This window comes from Pseudoalteromonas sp. GCY, assembly GCF_016695175.1.
GTDB lineage: Bacteria > Pseudomonadota > Gammaproteobacteria > Enterobacterales > Alteromonadaceae > Pseudoalteromonas.
Map to the genome: position 1 here is coordinate 389,092 of NZ_CP068023.1, position 15,881 is coordinate 404,972.

The 15,881-nt window shown below is 45.2% G+C and carries 12 protein-coding genes; 6 read left to right on the forward strand and 6 right to left on the reverse strand.

Translation table 11 applies throughout. The annotated features are described in order from the left end of the window. Window positions 1–28: 28 nt before the first annotated feature. On the reverse strand, window positions 29–2,059 hold the full coding sequence (locus JJQ94_RS06935; RefSeq protein ID WP_099028922.1) for a methyl-accepting chemotaxis protein: 2,031 nt from the start codon (window positions 2,057–2,059) through the stop codon (window positions 29–31). Window positions 2,060–2,186: 127 nt separating this feature from the next. Here JJQ94_RS06935 and JJQ94_RS06940 point away from each other — a divergent pair, with 127 nt between their 5' ends. After that, window positions 2,187–2,969 (forward strand): NADP-binding protein, encoded by a 783-nt coding sequence (locus tag JJQ94_RS06940; RefSeq protein ID WP_099028923.1) that lies wholly within the window; start codon window positions 2,187–2,189, stop codon window positions 2,967–2,969. A 6-nt stretch (window positions 2,970–2,975) separates the two neighbouring features. Here the strand turns inward: JJQ94_RS06940 and hutH are convergent, their stop codons facing one another. The 3 genes from hutH to hutC all read right to left on the reverse strand — a co-directional run bounded on the left by hutH (window position 2,976) and on the right by hutC (window position 7,109). Next, window positions 2,976–4,508 (reverse strand): histidine ammonia-lyase, encoded by a 1,533-nt coding sequence (gene hutH / locus JJQ94_RS06945; protein WP_099028924.1) that lies wholly within the window; start codon window positions 4,506–4,508, stop codon window positions 2,976–2,978. 2 nt (window positions 4,509–4,510) lie between these two features. Further along, window positions 4,511–6,190: a urocanate hydratase gene (gene hutU, locus JJQ94_RS06950; protein WP_099028925.1), complete on the reverse strand. Its 1,680-nt coding sequence runs from the start codon at window positions 6,188–6,190 to the stop codon at window positions 4,511–4,513. A gap of 157 nt (window positions 6,191–6,347) precedes the next feature. Then, window positions 6,348–7,109, reverse strand: a complete 762-nt coding sequence (hutC, locus tag JJQ94_RS06955) for a histidine utilization repressor (protein WP_010368955.1) — start codon at window positions 7,107–7,109, stop codon at window positions 6,348–6,350. A gap of 111 nt (window positions 7,110–7,220) precedes the next feature. Between hutC and hutI the strand changes: the two genes are divergently transcribed. Together hutI and JJQ94_RS06965 are read left to right on the forward strand one after the other, a co-directional pair. After that, window positions 7,221–8,444: an imidazolonepropionase gene (gene hutI, locus JJQ94_RS06960; RefSeq protein WP_099028926.1), complete on the forward strand. Its 1,224-nt coding sequence runs from the start codon at window positions 7,221–7,223 to the stop codon at window positions 8,442–8,444. A 24-nt stretch (window positions 8,445–8,468) separates the two neighbouring features. Further along, a complete protein-coding gene (locus JJQ94_RS06965) occupies window positions 8,469–10,253 on the forward strand; it encodes an EAL domain-containing protein (protein ID WP_099028927.1) in 1,785 nt (594 codons plus the stop codon). A 43-nt stretch (window positions 10,254–10,296) separates the two neighbouring features. Here JJQ94_RS06965 and JJQ94_RS06970 read toward each other — a convergent pair whose 3' ends face one another. Beyond that, on the reverse strand, window positions 10,297–11,352 hold the full coding sequence (locus tag JJQ94_RS06970; protein WP_099028928.1) for a formimidoylglutamase: 1,056 nt from the start codon (window positions 11,350–11,352) through the stop codon (window positions 10,297–10,299). A gap of 18 nt (window positions 11,353–11,370) precedes the next feature. Continuing rightward, complete coding sequence (rraA, locus tag JJQ94_RS06975; protein ID WP_010607046.1) at window positions 11,371–11,874, reverse strand: ribonuclease E activity regulator RraA; 504 nt, start codon at window positions 11,872–11,874, stop codon at window positions 11,371–11,373. 158 nt (window positions 11,875–12,032) lie between these two features. Here rraA and JJQ94_RS06980 point away from each other — a divergent pair, with 158 nt between their 5' ends. The 3 genes from JJQ94_RS06980 to JJQ94_RS06990 all read left to right on the forward strand — a co-directional run bounded on the left by JJQ94_RS06980 (window position 12,033) and on the right by JJQ94_RS06990 (window position 15,592). Continuing rightward, a complete protein-coding gene (locus JJQ94_RS06980) occupies window positions 12,033–12,557 on the forward strand; it encodes a phosphatase PAP2 family protein (protein ID WP_099028929.1) in 525 nt (174 codons plus the stop codon). Further along, entirely contained in the window at window positions 12,554–13,606 is a 1,053-nt protein-coding gene (locus JJQ94_RS06985) for an MJ1255/VC2487 family glycosyltransferase (RefSeq protein ID WP_099028930.1), read from the forward strand. Before JJQ94_RS06980 ends, JJQ94_RS06985 begins: the two co-directional genes overlap by 4 nt. Before the next feature lie 105 nt (window positions 13,607–13,711). Next, window positions 13,712–15,592, forward strand: a complete 1,881-nt coding sequence (locus JJQ94_RS06990; protein ID WP_099028931.1) for a methyl-accepting chemotaxis protein — start codon at window positions 13,712–13,714, stop codon at window positions 15,590–15,592. The last annotated feature ends 289 nt before the right edge of the window (window positions 15,593–15,881 follow it).

Sequence of the window (15,881 nt, forward strand, 5' to 3'; positions counted from 1 at the left end):
CGCGATTGCGACGTGTTTTAGTGTGTGATTAAAGCTTAAACTGGTTGACCGTTGAGTTAAGCGCCTTGGCTAAATCGTTCAAGTCGCGGGCTTCATCTGCCAGTACATTGGCGTGGTTGGCCGTGCTATTAACGAGCTCATTAATTTGGTTAAGGCTATTGTTAATATCTTCTGCAACAACGGTTTGTTGCTCTGTTGATGTGGCAATTTGATGACTCTGGTCTTGTACTGTCGTGACCGACTCTGTGATTTCTTTCAAGGCATCAAGCACGGCTTGAGTTTCCTCTACGGTCCCCTCTGCGCGGTCTTGACCTTGTTGCATCATCACTGAAGCTTGTTGGGCAATTTGCTGTAAACGAGAGATCATATTGCGAATGTCATCGGTAGACTCTTGCGTGCGGCTTGCAAGCGACCTTACTTCATCAGCAACCACCGCAAAGCCTCGACCTTGCTCGCCCGCTCTGGCGGCTTCTATGGCGGCATTGAGTGCCAGTAAGTTCGTTTGTTCAGCAATACCGTTAATCACATCGATAACGGCACCTATGTTACTGGTTTCTTGTTCAAGTCCGGCAACCACTTTTGCGGCCTCACCAATATGAAGTGCAAGTTCAGTCATGACTTCTTGGGCTTGTGATGAACGTCCCGCACCTTCATTCGTAATACGTTGCACGACATCAGCGGCTTGGTTGGTCTCTTGTGCATTACGTGAGATTTCAGTCACAGTAGCTGCCATCTCGGTCACTGCCGCGCTTACGCTATCCACCTGTTCTTTTTCGCGCTGAATCTCACTGTTAGTATTGTTTGATACTTCACGTAGTTGAGCGGAAGCATTACTTAATTGCTCGGCTTGCGCAGCGGTATCGAGCATCATTGCTCTAAGTTTGTCGATGAAGGTATTCATATGAAGTGCGAGTTGACCGACTTCATCTTTACTGGTGATATCGATACGTCTAGTCAGGTCGCCTTCACCCGATGCGATGTCTCGCATGGTTTCGGTAAGCGCTACAATCGGTTTGGTGATCATTTGCGTGGCGAGCAAGATCATTGCCACGATAATGGCTAAGATAATAATCAAGGCTGTGATAGTGCTCATTACGGCGTCATTCACCGGCGCGTCGATCAGCGACACCGGAATAAGTAGGCCAACGTGCCAATCCAATAGGGGGTTGTCTAATTTCACATTGTCATAAACAACATAATACGCTTCCCCTTTGAACGTGACCGTACTATTGCCAACGGGGTTACGCTTGATAGCGGCATTTAGAGCGTCAAAGCCTGATGTATTGGCAAACTGGGATTCAAGGCCATCTAAACCTTCTTTGCCTTTCTCGCCTTCATCTGTGGTAGAGAGCGAATGACCAGTACGCTTGGATAAATGCACAACATTTAAATCACCATCGAGCAAAAAGCCAAAACCTTTATCTTGAAACTTGATACGTTCAACCATATCGTTCAATTTATTGATCTGTAAGTCGACGCCACCCATGGCGACGAGTTTGCCGCCGTTATTGTAGATAGGTTGACGGATCACAGCAGACACCGCACCGGTATTGATATCGGTTGCAATTGGACCAACATACAATTTACCTACATCAAGCGTATCCTGCCACCATGGGCGCTGATAGGCGTAGTAAGGTCGACCATCCGAATATGCTGATGTACGATCATTTTCTTTAAAATATTCACCGGTGTTTGCTGAGGCAATAAAGGCTGAGAGAATATTTTCGTCGCCTTTGGCGATCCTAACCAAGTCTTCATTGACCTCTTGATAGTCTTTATCTTTAGTCAGATCGGCGCCACGGGTATTATAATTTTCAAACCAATGAATGTTATGAGGCGTAGAAACAAAGGTTTCAACTACTTTGCCGTATTGGCCAAAGAATGCTTCCATCGCCAATTTTTCGGCTTGAATATAGCTTTGCGTTTCTCGCTCAATACCATCTCGAGAGAGCGTTGCAATATGGCTGACGAAAAAGCTTGATGCAATAATTAATAATACGGAAATGGTGCCGCCAATTAGCAGCAATATTTTCTTTCTAAGGGATAAATTCTCAAGCATGACACTTCTTATTTTTAGCTTATGCAAACGGTAATCAAACCATAGATAACTGGAGAACGCCACCGTTTGCGTTAACTTCTTTTACATAGATAATACAAGGTAACTTCTTGGTTAAGGTAATATTCATATGAAAGTATTAAATCGCAGTCTGGTCGTACTGGGCGCGGGTTGGCTCGGTGAAGCGTTGTGTCACAAAGCCGAGTTGCAAGGGTGGCAAATAGAAGGCACCAGAACCCAAGCTAACGAGATGCATAGCTGGTCAAGGCAGCTGGTCTTAACTGAAAACGGCACCTTAGCGCACTCAATTTCTTTACACAACGCGTATTGGGTGTGTGCGATTCCACCAAGAGCTAGGCATGTCGATAGTAACTATTTAGAAACGTTAGAACAGGCATTGTTACTTGCAAAGAAGATGTCAGCAGCAGGCTTCTTATTGTGTTCGACTACTGGTGTTTATAGCACCGAAAATGGTGAATATGATGAACAAGGTAAGTTAGCGGATAAAGCCAACAGGCGTGTTGATATACTAAGAACTGCTGAAGAGATGGTGCTTAACGCAGGCGGCAAGGTTGTACGCTTAGCTGGCCTTCAAGGTCCCGATAGGGAACCTGGGCGATTTGTAGTAGGAAAGGCTTTATCTAGCTCAGCGAATGGTAGAGTGAATATGGTTCATCGGGGCGATGTTGTTACTGCAATCAATACCGTGATCGCGCAGTGGCAGGACGCTGCAGACATTTATAATGTTTGCTATCCAGCACACCCCACGAGACAGGCGTTTTATCAATATCACTGTGAAAAATTAGGGACTGAGATGCCAAGTTTTGCTTCGTCAAAAGAGGAAGCGCGTATTATCAAAGCCGAGCGTATTACTGAACTCGGCTTTGCCTACCATCATCCGATTGTTAATTAATCTGAGTTAGGCTGAAGGTAAGAGTTGTGCTGGTAGCAGATGCGCCAGTGCAGCTTGACCCAATAACGCATTGGCGCTTTCAATATCAGGTGCAAAATACCTATCTTTGTCATAAAAGCTCACGACAGCTCGTAATATTTGCTGAGCTGCAGCCACTTTGTCAGACGGCTTAAGCGGTGCTCTAAAATCTAACCCTTGCGCTGCAGCAAGATATTCAACTGCGAGTACACCTTGGGTGTTGTCAGCCATTTCCTGTAAGCGCCTTGCCGCAAAGGTCGCCATGGAAACATGGTCTTCTTGGTTTGCCGAGGTTGGGAGGCTGTCAACACTGCCTGGATGTGCGAGTGTTTTGTTTTCAGAGGCCAGTGCTGCAGCGGTAACTTGTGCAATCATAAAGCCTGAGTTTACACCGCCATTGTTAACTAAGAAGGGAGGCAGTTTTGATAAGCTCGAATCAATAAGCAGCGCGATACGACGTTCAGCCAATGCACCAATTTCAGCAATGGCAAGCGCTAGGTTATCAGCCGCCATCGCGATAGGTTCTGCATGGAAGTTGCCGCCAGAAATAATATCTCCAGCATCAGCAAATACCAGTGGATTATCTGTTACCCCATTGGATTCTACGAGGATCACCTCAGCGGCCTGGCGGATCTGAGTTAAACAGGCGCCAAGCACCTGTGGTTGACAACGTAAGCAATAAGGATCTTGTACTTTTTCACAATCAACATGAGCATCACTTATTTCTGAGCGAGTTTGTAAGATATCTCTAAACGCCAGTGCGGTGTCGATTTGTCCTTGCTGGCCACGGACTTCGTGAATACGAGCATCAAACGGCGAGCGGCTGCCCATAGCCGCTTCAATGCTCATTGAACCAACGACACAACTTTGCGCATAAAGATCTTCAGCTCTGAATAGGCCTTGCAGTGCAAAAGCTGTAGATGCTTGTGTACCGTTAAGTAGTGCGAGACCTTCTTTTGCAGCTAAAGTAAGTGGTTCAAGTCCTGCTATTTTTAAGCCATCGATGGCATCGATAAGCTCGCCACGATAGCGAACCTGACCTTCGCCAAGGATCGGTAAACACATATGCGATAGTGGTGCGAGATCGCCAGATGCCCCGACCGAGCCCTTCTTGGGCACACAAGGATAGACTTCGGCATTAACCAAGGCCGCTAAGAACTCGATCACATCTAAGCGGATCCCAGAGAAACCACGAGAGAGTGAATTGATTTTTAGCACCATCATTAGTCGAACGGTACTATCATCCATTAACTCGCCAATACCGGCTGCGTGCGACAGTACAATAGAGCGTTGTAGCAACTCTAATTCGTCTTTTGCAATTTTGGTGTTGGCCAGCAAGCCAAAGCCCGTATTAATGCCGTAAACGGTGCGTCCTTCTTTGATCACTTGCTGAACTGTGTCTGCACTGTTAGCAATAGCGGCTTTCGCTGATTCGTCTAAGCTGAGATGAACAGGCTGTTGATTGATTTGTCGTAACGTGTTTAAAGTCAGTTGGCCTGGGATTAAATTTAGTGAGTACATACTTACTTTCCTTCCAGCATAGGTAAATCTAGTTTTTGTTCTTTTGCACAGTCTTTGGCTATGTCATAACCGGCATCGGCATGACGCATTACACCGGTACCTGGGTCATTCCATAGTACGCGAGATAAGCGGGCGTCAGCTTCGTCTGTGCCATCTGCCACAATAACCACTCCCGAATGTTGACTGAAGCCCATACCAACGCCACCGCCGTGATGCAGCGAGACCCAAGTTGCACCGCCAGCCGTGTTTAACAAGGCATTGAGTAACGGCCAGTCCGATACTGCATCTGAACCATCCATCATCGATTCCGTTTCACGGTTTGGACTGGCGACAGAGCCTGAATCTAAGTGATCACGACCAATCACAATCGGCGCTTTGAGTTCTCCATTTTTGACCATTTCATTGAATGCTCGTGCTAAACGCGCTCTGTCCTTCAGTCCAACCCAGCAAATACGAGCAGGCAAGCCTTGGAATTGAATGCGCTCGCGCGCCATATCTAACCAATTGTGAAGGTGTGGGTCGTCTGGGATAAGCTCTTTAACTTTCGCGTCTGTTTTATAAATATCTTCAGGATCGCCAGACAGCGCAACCCAACGGAATGGACCTATACCTTGGCAAAACAGTGGACGAATATAGGCTGGAACAAAGCCTGGGAAATCAAAGGCGTTATCAACCCCTTCTTCTAAGGCCATTTGGCGAATGTTATTACCGTAGTCAGTTGTTGCAGCCCCGCGCGATTGCAGCGTTAGCATGGCTTGTACTTGCACCGCCATAGATTGTTTTGCGGCTTTTACAACTGCTTGTGGATCGCTTTCGCGAAGCGCGGCTGCCTGAGCCATAGTCCATGTTTGCGGTAAGTAGCCGTTTAATGGATCGTGCGCAGAAGTTTGATCGGTTACTACGTCAGGAGTGATATTGCGCTCAACCAATTCAGCATAAACATCCGCTGCATTGCCCAACAGGCCAACTGATACCGGTTGCCCAGCAGCGTTAGCTTCATCAATGATAGCTAACGCATCATCAAGTGTGGTTGCCTTTCGGTCAACATAGCGTGTGTTAAGACGAAAATCGATTCGTGACTCATCACACTCAACAACGAGGGCGCTAAAGCCTGCCATAGTTGCTGCGAGTGGTTGCGCGCCACCCATGCCGCCAAGGCCACCGGTTAAGATCCACTTGCCTTTTGCCTCACCATTAAAGTGTTGCTTTGCCATTGCGACAAAGGTCTCGTATGTGCCTTGTACTATGCCTTGTGAGCCAATATAGATCCAAGAACCAGCGGTCATCTGGCCGTACATCATCAGGCCTTTTTTATCGAGTTCGTTGAAGTGATCCCAGTTAGCCCAATGTGGTACTAAATTTGAGTTAGCAATTAAGACGCGAGGAGCGTTGCTATGAGTTTTGAATACGCCAACAGGTTTACCTGATTGCACCAGTAAGGTTTCGTCTTCTTCTAAGCGGTCTAACGTTTCAACGATTTTATCGAAGCATGACCAGTCGCGAGCGGCGCGGCCAATACCGCCATAAACTACTAGTGCATTGGGGTGCTCCGCAACTTCAGGGTCAAGGTTATTCATCAACATTCGCTTTGCGGCTTCAGTAAGCCAGTTCTTTGCGGTAATGTCTGCACCTCGTGGCGCGCGGATCTCGCGGCTAGGGTCTAATCTTGGGTTGTCACTCATTCTGCTCTCTCCTGTTGTATATACAACCTAAGTGAAACGTCTAGTTGTTGCGATTGCTTAGTTTCGCTAGGTTGTTAGCTTATTTGTATTGCATGGCAACCTAGGCCGCCATGTCGTTTTGATTTATCTGCCGCGATGTTTGGCGACACTTTATGTGTTACGACCTTTGCTTAAAGGTGAGATGACCACCTAAGCGATATTTACTGCCAGGCGAAATTAATCTTGCGAAGCTAACAATGCCTTTTGCAGACCAAGTTCGGCGGATCATTTGTAAACATGGCTCTTCATTATAAAGCCCAAGCCACTGGCAAACCTCTCGTGATGGCATAACTGCTTCAACGGTGTGTCTAGCCTCTGTGAGTGGCGCGACTTGAGATAAATATTCATGAGGGGTAGTCAGTTCAAAGTTTTGGTCTAAATACTCCGGTGCCAACTGTGGATTGACAAAGCGCTCTTCGACTTGCAGTGGTTGTTCATTTTCATTATGCACAATTACGCTTCTATAGACTGGCGCGTCCGCTTCTACACCTAGTGCAATGGCGATAGGCGCTACTGCAGCAATAAGTTCAAGCGTTAGTACGGTGCAAGAGTATTTGCCATTGCGAGCGTTGACCTCGTCGGCAATATTGCGGATCTCAAGTAACGAAGACTGAGATTTAAAACTGGCAACAAAAGTACCTAGACCTTGGCTACGAGTTAAAATTCCGGCTTCAGTTAGCTCGCTTAGTGCTCGTCTTGCGGTCATTCGGCTAACATTAAATTGGTCAGCTAACTCATTTTCCGACGGCACGCGCTCGTTTTCGAGCCAGCGCGCGGCGCGAATATTATCGATAATATATTGTTTTATCAGCGCAAATTTAGGAAGCTCAGGCACAATTGTTGTCTCGAGTTCATATTTATGTAAATAAAGATGGCACACTTCCCTTGTATATACAAGTATCCCTGATAGACTCAATGAATAAATCTCGCAGTGAGCGAGTTTATTTTAATGTGTTGGCATATGGATTTGATTTAGATTAGGACAAGTATGATGTTAGAAGCCGATTTGCTTATTATCGATGTCAATATTGCAACTATGGATCCCAATTTGGATACCCCTTATGGTGCGATAGAAAATGCAGCGATCGCGATTAAAGATGGCAGAATTAATTGGTTAGGCCCTCGTAGTGAACTACCTGAGGTTGATGCCATTGCAACACCTATTCATAAAGCCAATGGTCAATGGTTGACCCCTGGGTTAATCGACTGCCACACGCATATTTTATTTGCGGGTTCTCGGGCCAACGAATTTGAGCAACGATTACTGGGGGCGTCATATCAAGAGATTGCTGCGCAAGGTGGTGGTATCGCAAGTACCGTTAAGGCGACACGATTAGCAGACAGAGAAACGCTGTATGTTAACGGTAAGAACCGTTTGAATAGTTTACTCAAAGAAGGGGTTACCACGGTTGAAAGTAAATCGGGTTACGGCCTAGATGTTGAAAACGAGCTTAAACTGCTAGAAATTAATCAACTACTCAATGAGCATCACCCGATTGATGTGCATAGCACGTTCTTGGGCGCGCATGCATTACCCCCAGAATACAAAGACAATAGCCAAGCCTACATTGATTTAGTCTGTGATGAGATGCTGCCACAAGTTGCTTCGCGCCAATTAGCAACGGCTGTTGATGTATTTTGTGAGAACGTGGGATTTACCTATCAGCAAACTGAGCAAGTATTTACTCGAGCACAACAGTTGGGATTACAGGTTAAATGTCATGCTGAGCAGCTATCTAATCAACATGGCAGCGAGCTTGTGGCTAAGTTTAAAGGGCTTTCAGCGGATCATATTGAATATCTTGATGAAGCTGGTGTGGAAGCGATGGCTAAAGGGGATGTTACTGCGGTACTTTTACCCGGCGCTTTTTATTTCTTACGAGAAACGCAATTGCCACCAATTGATTTGCTCAGAAAGCACAAAGTAGCAATGGCACTCGCTAGCGACTTCAATCCAGGTACTGCCCCTATGTGCTCACTGCGATTAATGCTGAATATGGCGTGCACATTATTTAGAATGACACCAGAAGAAGCGCTTAGTGGTGTTACGGTTAATGCTGCGAAAGCCTTGGGGTTGAGCGACCGTGGTGTATTGAAAGTTGGAACGCGCGCGGATTTAGCTTTATGGGACATTACACATCCTGCACAGTTAAGTTATCAATTTGGTGTAGCGGACCTGTCAAATTTGTGGATCTTAGGTAAACTTAATCAGTAATGATCCTTTTATAAGCAACAAATTATGCTTTCAATTTCAACAGCTAGTGGCGGAGCCACAGAATTATTGCTGTCTGAAGGAATTGCGATACTAATTACACCAATGATGGCTGGCATGGCCGGAGCCATTGTAATGGGGGCGTTAGCATTAATGCTGCAGCGCCCCTCTGGTATGCTCAAGCTGGCTCACCTTAGCAGTGCAACACTTGCAATACTGCTCGCCTTTACGGACAATATCACTACATTACATTTACTTACTTTGACGATACTCCTTTATTTGTTCCATGGCTTACAGGAGCACAAAAGTGGCTTATTGTTGATAAGTGCTGCGGCGATAATCACTTTGGTAATGTGGACGGTGTCTGAATATTTATGGACATTTCCTGCCCAGCATGGCGCAATTGTCATTGTGTTTATGTATATTCTTTTCCTTGCCTATCAATCGTATAGCAGCGCAAATGAATTTGAATTGAAAGAACACGATGATGACCACACCGAGCATGAAAGTTTGGGGTTACCTGGTCGGCAAAGCTTTAAACGTGCTTTTAATGAATATCGCCAAACGGAAGGGAGCACTTGTATGCTCGTGCTTGTCCGTCTCATGGGTTTCGAGCAGGTGAATTTTCATTTAGGGCGTGAGTTTGGTGACTTGCTGTTGGCTCAATCGGCTAATCGTATTGCGCAATGTTTGCAATCAGGCGATGTTATGGCTATCACTCATGGCAATGAAACTACGAAAATGGCGCATCTAGGTGGTCTTAACTTTGCGTTTGTATGTTCGCTAAAGCATGGTAAGCACTTTCATGAGCAGCTGATAGAGGAAATATCAAATAGTACTTTAAAGCCATTCAATGTTGGTAGCTGTACGTTAGAGATCATGATGCGTGCGAGTTATGTGAATTGCGATGAAGAAATGGGGCAGCTTGAGAACCTGATTTCTTGCGTGTTTTTAGCGCTGGATACACAATCAGAAGCGCATCAGCATAGCCATCAACAGGTCGTGCCGTATCAACAGCGTATGCAAATTCATCGACTGGAGCAACAGGTTAGGTTGTCGGAGTTAGCTAAAATCAACTTCAGATCTGAATTTGAGCTCTATTTTCATCCAGTCGTTCGTCATGAAGATAACAGCATTGAGTTTGTGGAATTACTGTTGCGCTGGCAGCATCCAAAGCAAGGGATTTTAAGTGCCAATGAGTTTATTGATGATATTCGTTTAGTTGGACTTGCCATTCCCGTTGCTGAATATGTATTAGAGCGTGCATGCGAAATCGCATTGGCGCTGAAAATGGAAGGGATCAGTGTTCCCATCAGTATTAATGTCTTTGGTGCTGAGCTGTTGAGCGAAAGCTTTATCGAGTTTATTGACTATACCATGCTCAACCATCAGTTAAGCCCTGGGGCCATTATCATCGAGTGTCCAGCTAGTATGCTTGCCGAACTAGATGAGCAAGAAATTGCGATGATCAGTCGTTTGAAGAACCTGGGTGTAAAAATGTGCGTCGATAGTTTTGGTGATGCGCCACTGGTGCTCGCTAAATTACCGGCGCTGCGTTTTGAGTACGTGAAACTGTCGCGCAATATGACGCAAGAACCTGAGTATATGGGGCATACCAAATCCTTGGTAAAAGGCATTGTAGAGATGCATCAAGAAAAGCACTGTCGCGTGATTGGCGAGGGCATTGAATCTCTCGGGCAACTCGAGTTTGTAAAAAGCATTGGCACGGTGGCAGCGCAAGGGTTTTACTTTTCTCGGCCACAGAACAGCAATATTTTGATCAGTTGGCTGAAACAAAGGCTGCCTCAATAACTAGGAGCGCCTTACCTTTACATAGGTTTGGCTGTGACAGTGTTTAGCGCCTCAGTTGACGGGTACTTAAATAAGCGTTCGCAAGGTTCGTTAGTATTTGGCCACAATGTTCGATACCCGCCTGCTCACCAAGTGGGTGTCTAGCCGGGGCTGCTTCACATAAGTGCAAATATTTAGCATGTCGAACCTGAGCCATTCGGTAAACAAAATATTCGGCATCGCTACTTGTGAAGCCTTGATAGGTCAGGGCGCTTGCGGGCATGCCGACGATGGCATCAACGTCTAACTCTACGCCTAATGGAATGCCGCTTGGCATTGTTGCCAACGCTTTGTCGAGTGATGCTGATAAGCTCTGATTTTGTCTCGTTTTTATCGCTTGATAACTTGAAAATCCGAACCCAGCGCTTTGCAATTGAGTAAGGATTGTTTGGTTATTTTTGTGCTCGTGCAAGCCGATGACATGATAATGCGACAAACTACCAGCTTGATGCGCGTAACTGAAGCCATTACCGCTATGTCTACCTTCACAAGCTCTAAAGTCAGCGTGAGGGTCAAAGTTGATGGCACCAGCGGCACGCTTGCTGGCCTCAAAATGTGCCTGCAAAATACCAAAAGCATTATTGTGACCACCACCGATGATGATCGGCTCCAAGCCTGCAGCAAAGATAGGTGCTAGGGTTGCAATAACTTGGTTGTCTAGGTCAGCACAGAGAGCGCGTAACTGCGCTAGCTGTTCGCTATTAGCGTTATCGAGCGATAGTGCGCGCGTTTGAATAGCCTGGGTATCCACCTCGCCTAGCAACAAAATCTTATCGCCCGACAAAAACTGGTTATCGGGCTGATTTAAAAAACGTTTTAAGAAGGCTCGCCAACCAAGCTCGGCGCCGCCTTGCCCGCAATTGGCGCGCGGACCTATATCTTCGGGGATCCCCAACAACACATAACGGATCCCAAATTGGGCCGCATCTCTAAGCGAAGCTGTGTAGTCATGATCACATTGTAAAAAGCTTATGCTTTGCCAAATTCTGGTTTCACCGGCTCTTGCACTGACAAAAGTGGCAATATCACTTTCATCATATATACGGACTGCTGTACTCATGACTGTTACTTCTAGCGCTTAATTGTCTTCGTTATCATCTTCTAAAATTAACTCTTCCGCAGAGATGATAATACCCGTGGAGTCAGCGTAAACAAAATCATCTTCGTAAAAGGAGACACCTGCGAAATTAACGGGAATGCCAACTTCACCGCTGCCACTGCTATCTGCTGCCACTGGGATAGAAGCGATAGCTTGAATGCCAATATCGCTTTCTTCTAGTTCATCAACATGGCGCACCGCACCGTAAACGATGATGCCTTGCCAGTTGTTCTCGACCGCCAGCTCAGCTAAATCAATATCAACCAGTGCACGACGAGTTGAACCACCACCATCAACGAGCAGGACACGACCAGTACCGTCTTGTTGTAGTACATCTTGGATCTGCTCATTGTTTTCAAAACATTTGACGGTAGTGATACGACCACTAAATGACGTCTGGCCGCCAAAATTGATGAACATAGGCTCTAGCACATCAACCACATCAGCAAAGTGGTCGCAAAGATCAGAAGTGCTGTATTCCATATTGAATCCTCGAATATTGATTGTCGATAACCAGTATACTCTCATACTTGTGCTTAGCAATGCTTTGATTCAACTTACATATTTGTGTCTTAAAAGTGTCACCCATTTGTTATTTTGCTCTTCTATGCTGATATTGTGAGCAATTAGGCGTGACTCGAATGATGAAAGCAAAACTAGCCGAGCTGGACGCTGCATTATACTTTGTGGTGTTTTGCCCTAAACCAAGAAACTGGTTTAGATTGATAGCATTAGGTCTATCCAAAAGTGGCAACGGTGGACTCTATGTGTTGGTAGCAATTGCGTGTGCTCTTTTTTTGGAGCAGCTAGGTCAGCAATTTGCACTCACCGTGATTTTGGCTTTTGCAATTGAAAGGCCGCTTTACTTCTATCTAAAAAATCGTTTTGCACGATTACGACCATGTGACTGCTACGCAGTGAAAGCTTTGTTGACGCCGAGTGACAAATTTAGTCTGCCCTCGGGGCATAGTGCTGGCGCTTGGTTATATGCGACTTGCTTGATGGAGCAAATTCCACTGGCTGCGTTTCCGTTGATGATTTGGGCTTCAGGAGTGTCATTGTCACGCGTAATTGTAGGGGTACATTATCCACTTGATGTGGTGCTTGGCGCGGCAATGGGTGTTGCCTGTGCAAGTTTAGCGATAGTGATATTAGGAAGCATATGAAAATACTATATGGTGTTCAAGGAACGGGAAATGGCCATACGACTCGAGCTCGGGTAATGGCAAATTGCTTTCGCAACATGGGGGTTTCTGTTGACTACTTTTTTTCTGGACGTCCTTCGGAAAATTATTTCGATATGCATGATTTTGGTGATTATCGCAGTTGTCGAGGGTTGTCATTTGTTACCGAGCGTGGCCAGTTAAATCGCTTAAAAACTTTCCAATCGCTCAAGTTTGGTGAGTTTATCCGCGACGTAAAAAAGTTAGATGTATCGGGTTATGATCTGATCTTTAACGATTTTGAGCCTGTTAGTGCGTGGGCAGGAAAGCTGGCAAAGGTTCCGGTGATAGCAATGAGTCATCAAGCGTCATATTTATATGATGCTGTTCCACAATTTGCCGTACAGCCTTGGCATAAAGCCCTGATCCGGTACTTTGCGCCAGCAGATATCCATTTGGGGGTGCACTGGCAACCGTTTGATAAGCATATTATTCCGCCTTTTATTCCTTATGAGGCAGAGCAGGAGCAATGTGCATCGATAATTAATAAAGTCTTGGTCTATCTGCCGTTTGAAGCATTGGATAGCATTATTGAGTTGCTAAAAGACTTCCCCGATAAGGAGTTTTACTGCTATCACCCCGATGCCGACAATGCTTCTTTACAACATATTCATCTGAGAAAACCGAGTCGTTCTGGATTTATTCAGGACTTAAGAAATACCAGTGGTGTGATTGCAAATGCGGGGTTTGAGCTGTCTAGTGAAGCATTAAAACTCGGTAAAAAACTGCTACTTAAGCCATTAGATGGTCAATTTGAACAGCAGAATAATGCGCAGACGCTAGCCGAGCTCGGTCATGCTCAAGTCATGAATTATCTTAATGCTGGCGCGCTGGAAGAATGGCTACGAACAGACGCGAAAGCATCGTTTTATTTTCCATCCGATCCTAGCTTGTTGGTGGAGTGGCTAGTTGGGCGTCAGTGGAACAACATTGATTTATTGCACAATCAACTCTGGAATGGTGTTAATAATTTGTATGTGAAAGCGGCGTAAATATATTATTTTGTAATATGAATCCAGAATCATTACCTATTATGAGGCAAGGCAGAAAGGCTTCAGCTATACTTTAGCCAGTCTATTAACATTGTAGGTAAGCCGATGGCGGTATTAGAAAATCTGACTATCAGACGTCGTTTGCAAGTGAATGCATTAGTGGTAGGGATTGCCTTGGTTGTTATGTTAATTATGATCATGTACGAAGCTCGTACTATGCTGAAATTGAATGAAACCATTCAATATGCAGAAGAGCTCGACATTCATGAATTAGCAATGCGCAAACACGAGAAAAACTTCCTTTTTTACAAGCAGGTAGAGTCACTCGATGAGTTTGAGAACGAGTATCGAGAGCTACAAACTAAGCTCGCTTTATTGCAGGGGACTTTTTCTGATTTTGATGTCGATTTAGACCGGATCAACGAATTCGATCGGTTAGCAAAAAGTTATTACGATGACTTTCAAAAAGTGGTGCAATTACAAAAAACAATTGGATTGCATCCAAAGGATGCCCTTTACGGTGAGCTTCGTGGTGCGGTACACGAGGTAGAAACACTGATAAAAGAGCAACAGAATTATCAACTCCTTGCAACCATGCTGCAGCTTCGCCGAGCCGAAAAAGACTTTATGCTACGTTTTGACATCAAATACTTGAAATACTTTGACGAGCTAGTTGCACAGTTTTCTCAGGAAATTCGTGGTGCTGGGTTTAACGCTCAATATCAATCTAAGTTGCTTAACTTATTGAACACCTATCAATCCAAATTTGCGAGTTTAGTTCGAGCACAAGAAGCACTTGGCTTAGATTTGACGAGCGGTGCGCTAGGAAAAATGAAAGTGAGTGTTGAGAAAAGTGATGCGGTGGTCTCTGAAGTCGTAGAACAGGCAAAAGCAGAGATCAAAGAAAACGTTGATAAAACTCAGATGCTCGCCATTGGTGTATTTGTTGTGGCTGGTATTATCGTGATGACTTTGGTGTTATCGACTAGTCGCTCAATTATTCAGCCCGTAGAGCGCGTTTATCAAACCATTGAACGTATTCGTCGTGAAAATAATTTAAGTCTACAAATTGAGCAAAGCGGCAATGACGAAATCACGATTATGACCCGTGACTTTAATAGCTTAATTTCTGACTTTAGAGATCTCATTGCTGATGTGAATGGGGCGTTGGCAACCATTAATGAAGCCACGGATCATTTAACGGAGACAACAGCCCAAACGAGTACTGGTATGGCTGAGCAGTTGCACGAAGCGGATATGGTCGCAACCGCTGCAACCGAGATGCAAGCGACGATCCAAGACATTTCTCATAATACGGGTGAAGCGGCGCATAAAGCCGAGACAACGAATGAAAATGCGCAACAAGGTCGCCGTGAGGTTACAGCAACAATTGAGCACATCATGCAGTTATCGGAATCGTTAGGTGGTGCTTCAAGCGTTGTTGCCCAGTTAGAGCGTGACGGTGAAACCATTGGCTCTGTCTTGGATGTGATCCGTGGTATTGCAGAACAAACAAACTTACTTGCGCTAAACGCTGCTATTGAAGCTGCGCGCGCAGGTGAGCAAGGTCGAGGTTTTGCTGTTGTGGCGGATGAAGTTAGGTCACTTGCGCAGCGCACTCAAGACTCCACACAAGAAATCGAAAGTATCATTTCTACACTGCAACAGCGTACACGAGAAGTGGTGAACATCATGGAACAATGTCGTGAGCAAGGCAATGAAAGTGTGTCGCAAGCCGAAAAGGCTGGGGAGTTGCTCAGCATGATCACCCAAGATGTGCAAACGATTATGGAAATGAGCACGCATATCGCGACGGCAATTGATGAACAAAACCAAGTTGCTTCAGAAGTGAATAAAAACGTGGTTAAGATCAGAGACATTGCGCAAGGTGCGTCAGAGCATGCTCGTTCTAATGCGCAAAGTAGTGAAGAAGTCGCAGAGCAAGCGCGCGTATTACACCAAGCCGTTGCTAAGTATCAGGTATAAACACCAATTCAACCTAAGATTCTTTATGTCGAAGCCCCACTTATTTTATAGTGGGGTTTTTTATTTAACCTGAGGATCGGATAAGAAATGAGCTTGCTTATTATTTTTAAAGTTCAGGTTGATTGTCATTTTGAATATTGAGAAGCGTATTGCATTTAAGGCGACTCTATTCAACATCGTGAGTAATATGTACTGTTGCAGAAATTTTCCGGATCGTCTTAGGTAGGGGTTTGCATCTTTAAAAGGTATGTTTTATAAAGAGAAAGTCACATGTTGAAAAGGAATATTT

What these genes read in the sequence shown, in the direction of transcription:
- JJQ94_RS06935 (WP_099028922.1), bottom strand. Translation starts at nt 2,059, where the DNA reads ATGCTTGAGAATTTATCCCTTAGAAAGAAAATATTGCTGCTAATTGGC.
- JJQ94_RS06940 (WP_099028923.1), top strand. Translation starts at nt 2,187, where the DNA reads ATGAAAGTATTAAATCGCAGTCTGGTCGTACTGGGCGCGGGTTGGCTC.
- hutH (WP_099028924.1), bottom strand. Translation starts at nt 4,508, where the DNA reads ATGTACTCACTAAATTTAATCCCAGGCCAACTGACTTTAAACACGTTA.
- hutU (WP_099028925.1), bottom strand. Translation starts at nt 6,190, where the DNA reads ATGAGTGACAACCCAAGATTAGACCCTAGCCGCGAGATCCGCGCGCCA.
- hutI (WP_099028926.1), top strand. Translation starts at nt 7,221, where the DNA reads ATGTTAGAAGCCGATTTGCTTATTATCGATGTCAATATTGCAACTATG.
- JJQ94_RS06965 (WP_099028927.1), top strand. Translation starts at nt 8,469, where the DNA reads ATGCTTTCAATTTCAACAGCTAGTGGCGGAGCCACAGAATTATTGCTG.
- JJQ94_RS06970 (WP_099028928.1), bottom strand. Translation starts at nt 11,352, where the DNA reads ATGAGTACAGCAGTCCGTATATATGATGAAAGTGATATTGCCACTTTT.
- rraA (WP_010607046.1), bottom strand. Translation starts at nt 11,874, where the DNA reads ATGGAATACAGCACTTCTGATCTTTGCGACCACTTTGCTGATGTGGTT.
- JJQ94_RS06980 (WP_099028929.1), top strand. Translation starts at nt 12,033, where the DNA reads ATGATGAAAGCAAAACTAGCCGAGCTGGACGCTGCATTATACTTTGTG.
- JJQ94_RS06985 (WP_099028930.1), top strand. Translation starts at nt 12,554, where the DNA reads ATGAAAATACTATATGGTGTTCAAGGAACGGGAAATGGCCATACGACT.
- JJQ94_RS06990 (WP_099028931.1), top strand. Translation starts at nt 13,712, where the DNA reads ATGGCGGTATTAGAAAATCTGACTATCAGACGTCGTTTGCAAGTGAAT.